At 40.5% G+C, this 14,921-nt stretch carries 13 protein-coding genes and 1 pseudogene; all 14 read right to left on the bottom strand.

Annotation, left to right across the window (positions count from 1 at the left end; all coding sequences use genetic code 11):
• Window positions 1-405 (bottom strand): 3-aminobutyryl-CoA ammonia lyase, encoded by a 405-nt coding sequence (gene kal / locus K364_RS0121480; protein WP_028309708.1) that lies wholly within the window; start codon window positions 403-405, stop codon window positions 1-3.
• Window positions 406-427: 22 nt separating this feature from the next.
• Complete coding sequence (gene kdd, locus K364_RS0121475) at window positions 428-1,465, bottom strand: L-erythro-3,5-diaminohexanoate dehydrogenase (RefSeq protein ID WP_028309707.1); 1,038 nt, start codon at window positions 1,463-1,465, stop codon at window positions 428-430.
• A complete protein-coding gene (gene kamE, locus K364_RS0121470) occupies window positions 1,462-2,220 on the bottom strand; it encodes a lysine 5,6-aminomutase subunit beta (protein ID WP_028309706.1) in 759 nt (252 codons plus the stop codon). Before kamE ends, kdd begins: the two co-directional genes overlap by 4 nt.
• The gene (gene kamD / locus K364_RS0121465) at window positions 2,221-3,774 is read right to left on the bottom strand and encodes a lysine 5,6-aminomutase subunit alpha (protein ID WP_028309705.1); all 1,554 of its coding nucleotides are present in this window, start codon (window positions 3,772-3,774) and stop codon (window positions 2,221-2,223) included.
• Between the two features lie 75 nt (window positions 3,775-3,849).
• Window positions 3,850-4,890: a lysine 5,6-aminomutase reactivase subunit KamB gene (kamB, locus tag K364_RS0121460; protein WP_028309704.1), complete on the bottom strand. Its 1,041-nt coding sequence runs from the start codon at window positions 4,888-4,890 to the stop codon at window positions 3,850-3,852.
• Between the two features lie 188 nt (window positions 4,891-5,078).
• The gene (locus tag K364_RS0121455) at window positions 5,079-5,720 is read right to left on the bottom strand and encodes a methyltransferase cognate corrinoid protein (RefSeq protein WP_028309703.1); all 642 of its coding nucleotides are present in this window, start codon (window positions 5,718-5,720) and stop codon (window positions 5,079-5,081) included.
• A gap of 19 nt (window positions 5,721-5,739) precedes the next feature.
• Window positions 5,740-7,128, bottom strand: a pseudogene (mtbB, locus tag K364_RS0121445) ([dimethylamine--corrinoid protein] Co-methyltransferase).
• A 240-nt stretch (window positions 7,129-7,368) separates the two neighbouring features.
• Window positions 7,369-8,295 carry a cysteine synthase A gene (cysK, locus tag K364_RS0121440; protein ID WP_028309700.1) on the bottom strand — a complete coding sequence of 309 codons (927 nt, stop codon included), beginning with the start codon at window positions 8,293-8,295 and terminating at the stop codon, window positions 7,369-7,371.
• On the bottom strand, window positions 8,270-9,106 hold the full coding sequence (larE, locus tag K364_RS0121435; RefSeq protein ID WP_028309699.1) for an ATP-dependent sacrificial sulfur transferase LarE: 837 nt from the start codon (window positions 9,104-9,106) through the stop codon (window positions 8,270-8,272). Before larE ends, cysK begins: the two co-directional genes overlap by 26 nt.
• A gap of 166 nt (window positions 9,107-9,272) precedes the next feature.
• Window positions 9,273-10,430 carry a hypothetical protein gene (locus K364_RS25940; protein ID WP_051534308.1) on the bottom strand — a complete coding sequence of 386 codons (1,158 nt, stop codon included), beginning with the start codon at window positions 10,428-10,430 and terminating at the stop codon, window positions 9,273-9,275.
• A 760-nt stretch (window positions 10,431-11,190) separates the two neighbouring features.
• Window positions 11,191-12,045, bottom strand: coding sequence for a 3-methyl-2-oxobutanoate hydroxymethyltransferase (gene panB, locus K364_RS0121425; RefSeq protein WP_028309698.1), 855 nt, complete (start codon window positions 12,043-12,045; stop codon window positions 11,191-11,193).
• Window positions 12,046-12,159: 114 nt separating this feature from the next.
• The gene (locus K364_RS0121420) at window positions 12,160-13,098 is read right to left on the bottom strand and encodes an L-lactate dehydrogenase (protein ID WP_277995633.1); all 939 of its coding nucleotides are present in this window, start codon (window positions 13,096-13,098) and stop codon (window positions 12,160-12,162) included.
• 112 nt (window positions 13,099-13,210) lie between these two features.
• Window positions 13,211-13,885 (bottom strand): HAD-IB family hydrolase, encoded by a 675-nt coding sequence (locus tag K364_RS0121415; RefSeq protein WP_028309696.1) that lies wholly within the window; start codon window positions 13,883-13,885, stop codon window positions 13,211-13,213.
• Window positions 13,882-14,913, bottom strand: coding sequence for a DNA recombination protein RmuC (locus K364_RS25935; RefSeq protein ID WP_028309695.1), 1,032 nt, complete (start codon window positions 14,911-14,913; stop codon window positions 13,882-13,884). Before K364_RS25935 ends, K364_RS0121415 begins: the two co-directional genes overlap by 4 nt.
• Window positions 14,914-14,921: the final 8 nt, after the last annotated feature.

Genomic DNA, 14,921 nt, shown 5'->3' with positions numbered 1-14,921 from the left:
CTAGACCTCACCTCCTGACTTTCTTTGTTTATCCTTTGGAACTACACATGTTCCTGAAGCCCTGCCAACCAGGACAGGTTCATCTAGAACATCAGCTGCCGATTCATGCCTGCCATTTCTTTTTGCCGTAATGACCTTTTTAGCCTCAAACTCCATTTTCCTTGAAGTGTTTCCGATTTTTACAATTCTGCCTGTGGCTTCAATAAAATCACCTGCATAAACTGGCCCTAAAAACTCAACATTGTCATAGGCAACAAATAATCCCTCATCTCCATCTAGCCTTATTAGCAGCTCGGTAGCAACGTCACCAAAAAGCTGCATCATCCTGGCGCCATCAACCAATCCTCCGGCGTAATGGGCATCGTGATCACTCATTCTAACCCTTATCATTCCCTGATAGTCCATTGTGGGATCCCCCTATACAACTCTATACAAATAGCTTCTCAAGCATATTTAACAGATCTGGACTTTCCCTGGCAATAGCCAGGGAAATTTCTGCATGATCCTTGGTATATCCGTTACCAACAATCATGTTAACATCCTTGCCTACTCCTTCTGCACCTAGCGCTGCTGCAGTAAAACTGGTAGCCATGCTGAAGAAATACACCGTACCTCCATCTTTTGTGGCAAGGATTGAAGCCATTTCTGTATTGGGAATATTAACACAGTTTATTGTAACGTCTGCCATGTTACCCTTTGTTAATTCTTTTACAGCTTCATATACAGATAGTGCATCTGTTGCGTCAAGCTGAAGTATGTCATCAACATGGCCTAACTCTTTCATTCTTTGACAGCTGCTGGCCCCAGAACCCATGCCAATTATTCTGCCTGTAACACCTGCTCGTTTTTTGGCTTCATAGGCACAAAGCATTCCTGACTTCCCGCCTGCACCTATGATAAACACTGTATCACCTGGTTTTACAAGCCTGGCTGTCTGGGCAGGAGCACCTGCAACATCAAGTATGGCCAGGGCTAAAGGTTCAGACATATCCTCTGGAAGCTTTGAATATATGCCGCTTTCAAATAAAATTGCCTTGCCCTTTATATCCACCTGATCCTTGTGCATATGAACTGTTTTGATTTCATCTATTCTTAATGGTGTCAATGAAAGGGATACAAGGGTAGCTATTTTGTCCCCAACCTTTAATGGCATTCTGCCTTCCAGGGAGCTTCCAATTTGTTCTACAGTACCAATAAGCATCCCACCTGAACCTGTTACCGGATTATGATGCTTGCCTCTTTTCCCCACAATATCAAGCATCATTTCTTTTATACTTTCCTCATTATCCTGGGCCTGCTTTTTTATTTGGGTGAAGCTGGCACTATCAATATTTAAAGTTCTAACATCAATTAAAATCTCGTTGTCATATATGTCCATATTATTATCAATCTTCCAGGCTGGCTGCGGCAATACCCCCTTTGGTTCAATTACCCTGTGGGTTCCATATGGGCATCCTTTTTTCATTCTTGAATTACCTCCCTTTCTCTCCTCTTTAATTCTTGTACTAGATATGAAGCAACATCCTCCGCATAGGTGCCAGGACCAAATCCTGCATCATAGCCCAATTCCTGGGCTAGTTTGTTATCTATCCTGGGGCCTCCTACTACTAAAAGTACCTGGTCTCTAATACACTCTGCTTCCAAAATTTCAACTAACTTTGTTAAATTAGCAATATGAATGTCCTTTTGAGTTACCACTTGTGATACAAGAACTGCATCAGCCTTTAGTTCAATAGTCTTTCCTGCAAGCTCTTCACAGCTAACCTGAGAACCAAGGTTATATGCATTTATTCCCTTGTAGCTTTCCAGGCCTTTATGCCCGTTATAGCCCTTCATATTCATTATTGCGTCTATGCCCACTGTATGGGCGTCACTTTCAATACAGGCGCCAACTACATTAAGATTTCTGCCAAAGTTCTTTTTAATAAAGGCCTCTATCTCTCCCTTATCCATAACATTTACCTTTAGTTTTTGAACCTTAACCTTTGTAACATCAATACTTTCCTTTGCTTTTCCGTAAACTATAAAGTAGGAAAAGCCCCTGCCAATGTCCCTGGAAAAAACAACCTTAGGATCAGCAAAGCCCATTTTTTGGACCAGGAGTCTGGCCGCCTCCACAGCTTCATCAGAATAATCAATTGGCAGTGTAAAGGACAGCTGAACAGCCCCGTCATCCAGGGTATCACCATAAGGTTTAATCCTTGTAAGATTGGCCTCCATTTAATTCCCTCCCTTGAGCATGGCATTAATAAAGGGATTAAAATATCCAGGCTCCTTATATACTACACCTGTGAGCCCCTTGCCGCCTTTAGGATCCCTGGATATATCTGCAAACATTCCCATGCTGATAGACTCCATAAGGCCCACTTCAGCAACTTTTTCAAGAAAGCTAACAGCATCTGTCAACACCTGCTGTGCCCTTTTTTGAATAATTCCATCTTCCTTAAAATATATTTCTTGAGCTATATCCCTCATTGCAGTAAAGACATACCTTGCACTCTCCACAGCTAAATACCGATCACTGATATGGGGAGTATGTATTGCTTCAGTCAGCATACCGAGAAGATGAATGCTTTGACCTGACATAATTGAAGCAATATTAAACATGCAATCCTGGATATGACCCTTGAAAATATTGCCTGTCATATATTTGGTTGGGGGCATGTACTTAAGTGGAGACCTGGGGAATAGCTCTCTAGCCAGTAATGCCTGGGCTAACTCATACACAAAACTGTTCTCCATTTCAGGATTTATCTCATATGCATGACCTAAAGCTATCTGCTCGGGCACCATACCACATTTCAGAGCCAGCTGTTCATTGATAAACTGAGAAGCTGTAACCGTATGTGCAGCTTCATAGGCATCAGCTGTGGTCAGATAGTTATCCTCTCCCGTGTTAATGATAATATTGGCAAAGCCATTAATAATTCTGGAAAAGTACTGATCTACAAAAGTTCGCTCCATGTTAATGTCTCTAAAAATGATCCCATACATGGAGTCATTTAACATAACATCCAATCGTTCCATTGCACCCATGGCAGCCATCTCGGGCATGCACAAGCCTGAACAGTAGTTCGTCAGCCTAATATATTTTCCTGCCTCTTCACCCACCTCATCCAGGGCCTGCCTCATAATCCTAAAGTTTTCCTGGGTGGCATAGGTGCCTCCAAACCCCTCAGTTGTAGGTCCATAGGGAACATAGTCTAAAAGACTTTGACCAGTTGTCCTGATGACAGCAATAATATCTGCCCCTTGACGTGCAGCAGCTTGAGCCTGTTTTACATCTTCATAGATATTGCCTGTTGCAACTATTACATACAGCAGGGGTTCAATGCCCTGCCCCAGCCTTGCCATGAGCATATCTCTTTCTAGTTTCTTTTCAACAATTCTAGAAATCCCAAGCTGTGAAAGCTCCTCCATTTGCTCCCTAATGGCCCCTTCATCTTTCACTGGCACACTGGTCAGGTTGATTTTACCAGCAGCTATCTCCTGGGCCAGGTCTTGCGGTGATATCTGGTAATGTAAAATCCCATTTGCAAACCAATACCCAGCACCTAACCCAAGCCTCCCTGAATGTAAAATTCCATCAACGATTACATTGGGCAGGGGAATTCCATCCTCAGTAATTCCATCTATGCCAAAGAGCCGTAAAACTGCTCTTTCTACTGATGTGGTAGTTCTTTGGTCTATATGACTTTGAATATCATTAGCAATTTTTATTGCCCCATTCCTGGCTTTAGCTATTAAAGCCTGATCTAAGTTCAACCTATTCATTTCTTCATCTTCCCCTCCTTGACAAGGTATAATTGCCCCTCCAATTATGGTGGAGCTAATTCCCCCAATAACATTTTATATACAGATACCTGCCACAACATCAACTACCTTCATGGTTCCTATCCTGTCAGCAAGACAGCCTGCAAACTCTTCCGGAGAAAAGGCATATCCCTTATGAGATGTGGGGTTGCATGTAATGGTCATCAGGTTTATGGGTTTGATTACACTTATGCTGCCATGATATTTCATATACCTTTCCCAGATTACATAATCCACTAAAACCTTGGCTCCATTATTTATTACCAGGGTAGTATTTTGCAGCAGCTTCCTATTATTAATAAAAAAGTTCAGTAATCCCTCTAGTACTGCTCCATTGATATATACGTATTTAAGCTCATGGTTGTTTAAAAAGGATAAAAGCTGCCTTTCATAGCCCAGAAAATTTTTATGCATAATTGCATGGGTTCCATTATCTCCTATTATTAAAGGCCATTGGCCACTACTTGATTTTTTTTCTATGGCTAAAAGACCATCACTATCTTTTAGCATGGGCAGGGTAAGCTGTTGGACCCTGGCAGCTGTCTTACGCACAACTGTTTCCATATTCGTGTGAAGAGCTGCACCAGTGGCCAGAATTGTACAATCAGTTATTTCCGGTGCTGCTGAACTAACCCTGTCAATTGCGCCATCAACTACAACAAGCCTTGCACCAAGAGACTTCATGAGCTTTACTATGTTTTTCATCCTTTGAGCTGATGGAGTAGTTGCAACTTCTAGATAACCAGATTTTTTAGCCCTGGTGATATATATTTGCCCAAGTGGACTGGAGTAACCTGTATCCTCAAGTATCTCAAGGGGAATGCTGTTTTCAGTTATTGTTTCCATGGCTACTGCAGCCATGGTGCCTGCTTCTATCCATATGCTTGGCTTTTCAAAATTAAAAATCACATCTCTCTTTTCGCCATCTCTTCCCAGGGAAGCTATGCCAATAGGATATTGGTTTTGAAAGCATTCCTTCAGCAAAAAATTAAAGGCTGTTGTCTTACCTACATTTTTTGCCATGCCAACAAAGGAAATGGATTCATATCCTCTTTTGGTTATGACATCCAAAAACATAAATAAACAACGCCCTTCCAGATGTATTTCCTGGTTTAATCATACTAACTGGCTCCAATTTTTCACATATGCATATTATCAGAAAAACACATTGGCCCTTTTATACAAAATGTACAAAAGGACCAAGTAAAAAGAAAAAACGGCTGCCTATAAAACAGCCGTTTTTACATTATTAGTTAATCTATTAGTTAGTTTAATAGAGCCAATGCTTTCCTAACTGCTTCAGCAGCATCTTCTGCATAGGCATCTGCGCCTATTCTATCTGCCCAGCGCTGGGTGCAGGGCGCACCGCCAACCATGGTTTTAAATCTATCTCTTAGTCCTTCCTTGCGAAGAACATCCTCAAGCTTTTTCTGCTCTGGCATTGTTGTTGTCAGCAATGCACTTGTGCCAATAATATTTACATTATTTGCTACTGCCTTTTCGATAATTGTTGGCACCGGCACCTCACGTCCCAAATCAATAACCTCTATACCCTGGGCCTTGACCAGTGAAACAACTATGCCTTTCCCTATGTCATGGACATCTCCCTCAACAGTAGCAATTAACATTTTGCCCTTGTTTTTGCTTGCACTTGCTTCAATGGCTTCCTCTAATACATTAGATGCCTCTTTCATAACTTGAGAAGCTGAGATAAGCTCTGGAAGGAACAGTTCTCCTCTTCCAAATAAGTCTCCCACCTGTCGAATACCATCACTAAAGCCTTCACTTAAAACCTCTACAGGGTCTAAACCCTCAGCCAGGGCTTGCTTTGCAACTTCAACAGCTTTTTTGGGATCACATTTTAGTATGGATTGTCTAGCCTGTTCTAAAATTAGCTCTTTGCTCAAACCTTTTACCCCCTATACATTAGATTCCTGACTTTGCCATAAAACGCTCAACTGAATTTATCTTAATGCCTAAAACCTTTGCAATTCTAATTTTTGCTTCCATTCCCCTGGCAATTCCTGCAACTGGTATGGTGCGTCCGATATTAAGATCCTCTCTTACCTCTTTCATAACATAGCAGTCACTTAAATCTATGGGGGAAACTCCTAACTTTTCTGCAACGTATTTTTTGGCCTCATTTATTTTCATGCCCTTGGCAAGTTGCATACGTAACACCAGATCTCCGGCAGTACGAATTCCGCCCATGCCAACGGCAACTTCATGAGTAACCTCTAAACCGAAGGGATCGCCTACGCCTATCTACAACCCGTCAGCCTTGCCAATTTCCACAATTGCCTTGTCTGCTCTGGAAACAGCATCTACTGGAGGAACTTCAGTCATGGGGATTGCTCCCACACCCATGCCTACATTTACATGCACCGGAATTGTTGCTGCCTCTGTACATGCTTTTACGAAAGTAACAGTACGTGCTATGTTCCAGGGAAAACTCATATTACTATTTGTATTAACCACAAGACCAAAGATATTTGCACCAGCTTTTTCAGCCAGTTTAACCTGTTTGTGGGGATACAGACCTGCCAGGCGTACACCATGGTATTCCAGTTGACCGTGCATTCCCAATACAAACTCTCCAGCCATGCCCATTTCCACACCCAAGTCTGGATATTTTTGCTTAATTATTTCGATCGCCTTCAAAGCAGCCAAAACATCAGCATCACCTGAGGCTCCACATGTGTCAAGATTTATTCCATCCGCTCCAGCTTCATACATGCCCCCTGCTACAAAAACTATGTCTCTAACAGCATGCTCTACAGCTTCTTCCTGGGCGGCTCTTGCTTCTGCAATCTTTCCTTGAGGCAAAAGCTCGGCCCAGTTCTCAACTGGTCCATCTGGCTTTGTATATAGTCCTAGATTTGGCATTGAACCATATAGCACTGGCATTACACTATTTAGCTGGGCAAGCTCCATTACTGCTGCCTCATTATGCATTACTGGCTTTACTGCCTTATAGCTATAATCTATGTGTCCAATATCCAATGAATCGGCACCCAGTACCTTTTCGTGGATTAAAACAGCCGTTGATCTATCAATAGCTATGTTGGCATGATAGGTAATTTTACAGCCTCCAGAATCAGAGGTAGTAACAACCTCATTGCCCCTTTCCACGCCTACAACATTGCCAGGCATGGTAATAATTTCAAACAACTGATCTAATTCTTCTTTGGTTAGCTCAGGTATTTTGCCACGATCTGCAGCATCCCTGGTACCCTCTTCAAGGTCCCAGCGAATGTCTTCTGCACTCATATAAATACCGGAGCCATCACCCATACGGGTAAAGAATTCACCCATATTAATTAATCCCTCCTTAAGTTGATTTGTATTGAATGTTTGTACAAAAGGAAAACCAAATATTAAGCCTAAGGTGATGAAAACACAACCTCTTTAATAATATCTAAAAATAAATAGAATAACAAGGCCTTTTCCTTGACCCTCTATTATATGGTACTCTTTTATATATGTTTTAGACATGTTCATAGTAGAGGAAAAAATAAGCTGCCTTTTGTACAGCCTGTACAAAAGGCAGCAGGTTTAATCCTTATCAAATAAAGGAGTTGACAAATATCTTTCTCCAGTATCAGGTAGAATTACTACAATTAGCTTGCCCTTGTTTTCCTCCCTGGCAGCAACCTGCAGTGCCGCATAAAGGTTGGCACCTGATGAAATGCCGGCTAGAATACCTTCCTCTGCAGCTAGCCTGCGGGCTGTTTCATAGGCTTCTTCTGTTTTAATCTTATATATCTCATCTATAATCTTAACATTGAGTATTTCTGGAACAAAACCTGCTCCTATACCCTGGATTTTATGAGGACCAGGATTGCCCCCTGACAATACTGGTGAATCATAAGGTTCAACAGCAACCAGTCTGATAGAGTGTTTTTTAGCCTTTAATACTTCTCCTGCTCCAGTAATGGAACCACCTGTTCCTACCCCGGCTACAAAAATATCCACCTTTCCATGAGTATCCTCCCATATCTCCATGGCAGTAGTCTCCCTATGTATTTGTGGATTGGCCTTATTGATAAACTGCTGGGGCATAAAGCTTTTTTCTGTGCTGGCACTTATTTCCTCGGCTTTTTTTATGGCTCCTCTCATGCCCTCTGCACCAGGAGTTAAAACAAGTTCAGCTCCAAAGGCCGCCAATATTTTTCTTCTTTCAATGCTCATGGTGTCAGGCATGGTAAGTATAAGCTTATAGCCCTTTGCAGCTGCAACCATAGCCAGGCCAACTCCAGTATTTCCGCTTGTCGGTTCTATGATAACCGAATCCTTACCAAGGATTCCTTCTTTTTCTGCACTCTCGATCATGCTCAAGGCTATCCTGTCTTTTACACTTCCACCTGGATTAAAGGCCTCCAGCTTTACTACAACTTCCCCATAAAGACCCCTATTCATTCTATTTAGCCTCACAAGGGGAGTCCTGCCAATTAAATCAGTAATTGTATTTGCTACCTTCATTTGCCAACACCTCCTTATCTGGGTTTAGGCTGCCGCTGCGCAACCCTTCTAAATCTAATGTAACAAATTTACAGCCATATTTCCTTAATTCTTCGGAAATTACTTCAGTAAGGTTTTTTTCAAATATTAAATGCATATCCTTCTTTGGCAGTTCAATTCTGGCAATATCACCATGGAGCCTTACACGCAGATTTTTAAACCCTAGTGACATTAAAAACTGCTCTGCATTATCAACCCTGGCAAGCTTGTCCCTGGTCAGCCGGTCGCCATAGGGTATTCGAGATGCCAGGCAGGCTCGGGATGGAGTATCCCATTGGGGAATACCCAGGGTTTTGAGCTGTTGCCTTATCTCATCCTTAGTAAACCCCGCCAGCTTTAAAGGGCTTACAATACCCAGTTCCTCACAAGCTCGCATTCCTGGCCTGTAATCACTCAAATCCGAAAAGTTTGACCCATCCAGGATAGCATCATAACCGCCCTCATCCTTTAGCCTCATTAATTGTTCATAGCGAAACCTCTTGCAGTGGTAGCATCTGTCTATTGGATTATTTGCTATTTTTGGCTCAGACAGCTCATCCAGCTCTACAATCATATGCCCCACTCCCAGGTTATTGCTTAAATGCCTGGCATTTTCCGCTTCCCCAACTGTGGAAAGGGGTGATTTTGCAGTTACTGCCAGAATATTTTCTTTTCCAAGGGTTTCAACGGCAAGTTTTAGCAAGTACAAGCTATCCACGCCCCCTGAAAATGCTACTATAACTCTTTTGTAATCACCTATTATATTTTTTGCTTGTTCAATCTTGGGCAGCATTTTAGTTCACCTCATTGTATGCTGTTTTTTTAATGACTTATTTCTTGATATGATATAGCATTTTTTCTAAAAGTCAAGGATTCTTTACTTAGATTCAAGATTGGATTTATGGATTTATTTATATACTTCTTCAAGTAAAAATTAATTTAGCTGGTTCATTAGTTGGTTATTCTTTCAACACTTCATTATATAGATTAACTAGCGTTTCTCTTTTAAGCCTCCAGCTATTTCTTACTTCATCCATGGTATATTCCATAAAAACAACCCTGCGAGAAAAATCTGCAGTGTTCTCCTTGTAGAATGTAGCATCCACCTCCACTGCTGCAGCATGGTCACCGCCTTCCTTCTGGTAAACCCTATTTACAGCAATATAGCGAATCCCTTTTAGGCCATTCCAGATATTCTCCTCTACATGGCCTTCAACAATATATCTAATTGGCAGTAAGTCCTCACTTACAATTGCAGCCAGAACATATTCTGTAAGGTTTTCCGGTTCGGCCAAATCCAGCAGCTCAGACAGCTTTCCACCAGCCTTGTGAATCATGAGCTGGTGGGCTGGGTCAATTCTTCCCCTACCATGGGTTTTGCTTGATAAGAAATGCAGGCAAAAGTGTCCCCTGAAATCATTATCCCATATTTTACCACCGCCATGGGGCATTCCATTTATTGATGCTGCATACTGCTTTCCCTCAATTGTGGCTACTACTGCTCTCCTTTTCCAGCTCCAATTGCCATAGATATTTTTTAGAATTTGTGTATCCTCAACATCTAAAGGCTCAATATCTGCATGACTTACCCCGCCATATCTCTTAATACTAAAAGTAACCCCTGCCTCAATATCTCGAAGCTCTATGGCCTTTCCCTTGGGTATTTTTGGAGCTATCTCCTGCCAAGTTATGATCTCACCAAAATAAGAGTTATTAAGTTCAGTGATATGCCTGGCAAAAAAAGACTGTACATGGGGAGAATATTCATAGTTTTTTGTTGCTGGATTGTATAGTTTAAGCTTTTTATCTAAAACCACCTGCTCCAGATTCCTTTTGTATTCTAGTTTTACTAAATAGTAAAAGTCCTCTTCTCGGAGCTGTCCTGGGATGCTTTCTATTTCTCTATAAACCTTTAAAAAATCAGTTAATTCTTTTTTATCCCTGATGACCAGCTTGCCCTTGTATTCAGGCCAGGCATAGGTTATTTCCATTTTAATCAAGGGATTATACATAAAAGTAAGGTAGGCTGCACTTGTTATGACCAAGAATAAGATCACTGCCATTATAAATATCAAGATTCTTGAAGTCCCATTTAATACATTTCTTATATATTTCATAAATATCACCCTATGATAAATCTATGAAGGTATGGGTTATGTTAGTCCAAGTAATATCTTTTTTGACATTGTATCAAAATGATATACAAATCATTATTAACATCTAACTGAATAATTACATAAAAACCAAAAGGTGCACTGGTATCACTTGTGTTTTTAGCTACAACCTTTCCATTACCAATACTATATAGATTAAGATTTTGACCACTAGTACTAAAATCGACTCCTCCATGAGGAGAAGAAACTAGAGGTCGAGGATTATTGTATTTGCTTGTGACAGTTCGAAATTGTTCATTGTTGCTAGCATCTCGAAATGGGGACCAAAGAAAATGCTGGCCAGCATAAGCTCCAGGGTAAGTAAATTTTTCGTAGCTAATGTCATGTGAATATCCATAAGCACTTAATGGAGATACTACTAGCAATGCTAAAAGCAAGATACTTGTAATCAGTGTTTTTTATACATTTACCCAATCTCCTAATTATTAGTTGAGTATAATTTGCCACCGGCAGAAAAGATTACTCTATTTCCTGCCCCAACTAGGAACAATATACTCGTCAAATCTAGTCTTATTTGGAGCATCCAATACTACAACCTGTGAATCAATTAAATTTGCCACTGCAAGGTTACTGTTTCCCTTTTCGTCCCATCCAAAAAATCCAATGTTCTTAAAACCAGATGGAAGTGTTTTTGGGATAATAATTTGTAAAAGCCTCCCATCACTTACTAGTGTAAGTAATGGGAGGCTTTATTTTATCACTCTTACTTCTTCAACATTTCCTTCATCTTTTCGAGCTCTTCTTGCGGCATGCCGTAAACATATTTTTCATCTGGATATGCCCCTGTTTTAACTTCATCCTTGTAAGCTGCTAGAGCTTCATGAATGGTAGCGTTTAAATTGGCATATTTCTTAACGAACTTTGGCACAAAAGCGTCAAAGAAGCCTAAAATGTCATGAACTATTAGTAATTGACCATGGGCCTTTTCTCCAGCTCCTAAACTAATTACAGGAATTTTTGCTCTTTCTGTTATTTCGGCAAGCACTGCAGGTGGTACACCTTCAACTAACAGCAAGGAAATGCCGGCCTCTTCTAGAGCCTTTGCATCATTAATAAGCTTGATTGCTGCTTCTGCACTTCTTCCCTGGGCTTTAAATCCACCCATTTGTGCCATTGATTGTGGAGTGATACCAATGTGGCCCATTACTGGAATAGTAGCTCTAACTAAAGCTCTTACAGTATCAGCCATCTCTTCTCCACCTTCAAGCTTCACACAATCGCAGCCTGTTTCAGCCATCATTCTGCCTGCATTTTCAATGGCCTTTTCAGGGCTTACCTGATAAGTCATATAAGGCATGTCACCAACCAGGAATGCGGTAGGAGCGGCCTTGCGAACTGCCTGTGTATGACGAATTGACATGTCAATGGTTACTGGCAGGGTTCCATCATATCCATAAACAGTCATACCCAGTGAGTCACCAACAAGTATAATCTCGATACCAACCCTTTCCTGTATCAATGCCATTGGATAATCATAGCATGTAAGCATTGTTATTTGTTCGCCCTTTTCCATCATTTCTCTTAAGGTGTGGATTGTAATTTTCTTTCTTTCAGCCATGGTTTTATGTACCTCCTAAAAATTAATATTATTATTTTAAATATGTTCGCCCACTGAACAGTAGGTTCATTATAGTGACTTATTCGCTCTTAACATTAATTATCCTGCTTTTAATTATAGGTTTTTTAAGTATTTTTTAAGAGTATCTGCAGATCTTTGTAATTCAGTTATTTCTTCTGTGCTCAGCTTTGGTTCAAAGGTTCTTATAATACCCCTGCTGCCTACTATTGTTGGCAGGCTCAAGCATACGTCACTTATCCCATAGGCATTATTTATCATTGCAGATACTGTCAGCACAGATTTTTCATTTCTAAGAATTGCTTCTACAATACGCTTGGTCGCCATGCCAATTGCATAATAGGTGGAGCCCTTTCTTGTTATTATTTCATAAGCAGCCTTGCGCACTTTATAATCAATGTCCTTTTTCCAGTTTTCATTAGCTCCAGGGGCTAATCTGCAAAAATCTAAAAGCTTCATACCCCCAATACTTGCCGATGACCATGTTAAAACCTCTGAATCACCATGCTCTCCTAGAACATATGCATGAACACTTCTGGGATCAACCTGACAATGCTGCCCAATTAAATATCTAAACCGGGATGTATCCAGAACAGTGCCTGAGCCAATAACCCTTCCATTTTTAAAGTAACCTGATTTATGGGTAACATAGGTCAAAATGTCTACAGGATTGGAGACAAGGAGAACAATACTGTCAGGGCAGTGCTTGGATAAAGGCTTAATAATACTATTTAAAACTTCAACATTTCTGTTAGTGAGTTCAAGGCGGGTTTCACCAGGTTTTTGATTAGCTCCGGCGGCAATTATGACAATTTGTGATCCCTTGCAATCTGCATAGTCTCCTGCAGTTATCTTGATTGGCTTGATAAAGGAAGCGCTATGACTTAAATCCATGGCCTCCCCTTGTGCCCTTTTTTCGTCTATATCCACAAGAACAAGCCGGGAGGTTAATCCACTTATCATCAAGGCATAGGCTATGGAAGAGCCCACCATCCCCGTTCCTATTATGGAAATCTTGGATTTTGTAATATACAATATTTATTCCTCCATGAAGGCTATCTATATTTATAATTCTCCTATTAGAAAGAAAATATTACTAATTCCAATCCAAAATTTCATGGAGAAAATCTATATAAAACAAAGCCCCTCATATTGAAGGACTGTCAATTATCTTCCATTTTCTATCCCTGGCCACATCCAGCAGGTCCTTGTCTGGTCTAACTGCAACAGGTTCACCCACTAATTCCATGATTGCTAGATCTGAGAAACTGTCTGCATAGGCCCTGCAGTGCCTCCAGTCAATTTCATGATGCTTGTATTTTTTTACTACTGCAATAGCTTTTTCTTCTCCCTGTATGTACTTGAAATTTTTATGGAAATAGGCTCTATTTCCCTTCATGGTGAGTTCTGTCCCAATGACCTCATTAAATTTATACTCGTGGGCCACCCTGTCCAGTATGGGCTTTAGTGCTCCTGACACCAGGACAAGGTGAAATCCCTCATCCTGACACTTTTTAATTTCCTTTACCATATTAGTGTCTATACGGTCTTTCATGTCCTTATAGGCCTCGTCAAAAAATGTTTCTATCTGTTTCATGTCCATTCCATTAAAAAGACTGGCTAATTCAAAGACTGCCTTTCTTCTCATTTTTTCTGATGAAACCAACTTTGCTTTATATAATAGGTAGATTGGCATGAATGAGGCAAATCCCTTGTAATATCTAATTTTAGATTGCTTTTGCTTTTTCCACTGGGAATAAAGAAAGGGAAAGGTTTCAAAGGGAAATAGTGTACCATCAAAATCAAAAATAGCTAACCTCATATCTTCTCTCCTTCAATAGTATTATTTTTGCTCTCGCTTTCCATGTGCCCAATGGATATTATCTCATCCAGCTCCCTTTTATAGATGCTGATATGTCTGTCTCCTGTTTTATAGGCCTCAAAGGCCTTGTTTAATTCGTAGCCTATTTTCTCATAATTGTTATAAAAATGTGCATATTTCTTTTGTAATCTAGCCAGCTTATTCTGCACTTCCCTGGCATGATTTAAAACTTCCAGGTTTCTCATGCTGGTTAAAACAATTTGCAAAAAAGCATAAAAATTTCTTGGACTTACGGCAATAACCTTATGTTTTTCTAAAGCTTCAGAAATCCTGGAAGGCTGCCCATAGAAATTCTTGTCTGCTATGGTTTCATAGTATATGGCTTCTGATGGAATAAACATCAAGGCAAAATCCCCTGTCCCATGCTCAGTTTGAATATATCTGGCTGTTTCTTTTATTTGATTGAGCAAATCTCTCTCAAATAATTTCCAATAATACTCCTTGTCCTGCTTTGCCTCACTTTCAAGGTATTTTAGATAGTTATCCCTGGGAAATTTGGCGTCTATCGGTACCAGCATGTCTTTATATTTGATCATGGCGTCTACCACACATCCAGGGGATATTGTATACTGCCGCTGCCACATGCCCATTGGAAGCATTTTTTCCAGCAAATCCTCAAGTATGACCTCTCCATAATTTCCCCTTAGCTTTGGCATTGTCAGGACATCCTTTAAGGACTGTCCAAGCCTGTTGGCCTCCTCCTGCTGGGAAATAACCCTCTCCATGGTAGACTGCATTTGAACTAAAAATTTCAAGGTATCTGCAGCTTGTCTATTTAAATCTGCACGTGCATCAGTCATTTCTTTTTTTGAAGAAAGCATTGATTCTTCAATTTCATGGCGAAAGCCTTCCAGGTGATTTCTAACAATCAGGTCCAGGGTTCTGGTATTTTCATTTCCCTTTTTTACAATAAAATAGATAAGGAGCAGTATAAGAACAGCTAGCAGGGCAATTATTATTAACTCCATGGCATTTT

Source organism: Desulfitibacter alkalitolerans DSM 16504, from assembly GCF_000620305.1.
Lineage (GTDB): Bacteria > Bacillota > DSM-16504 > Desulfitibacterales > Desulfitibacteraceae > Desulfitibacter > Desulfitibacter alkalitolerans.
The sequence above is the reverse complement of the archived record's forward strand: the minus strand, read 5'-3'. Positions and strand labels throughout refer to the sequence as shown.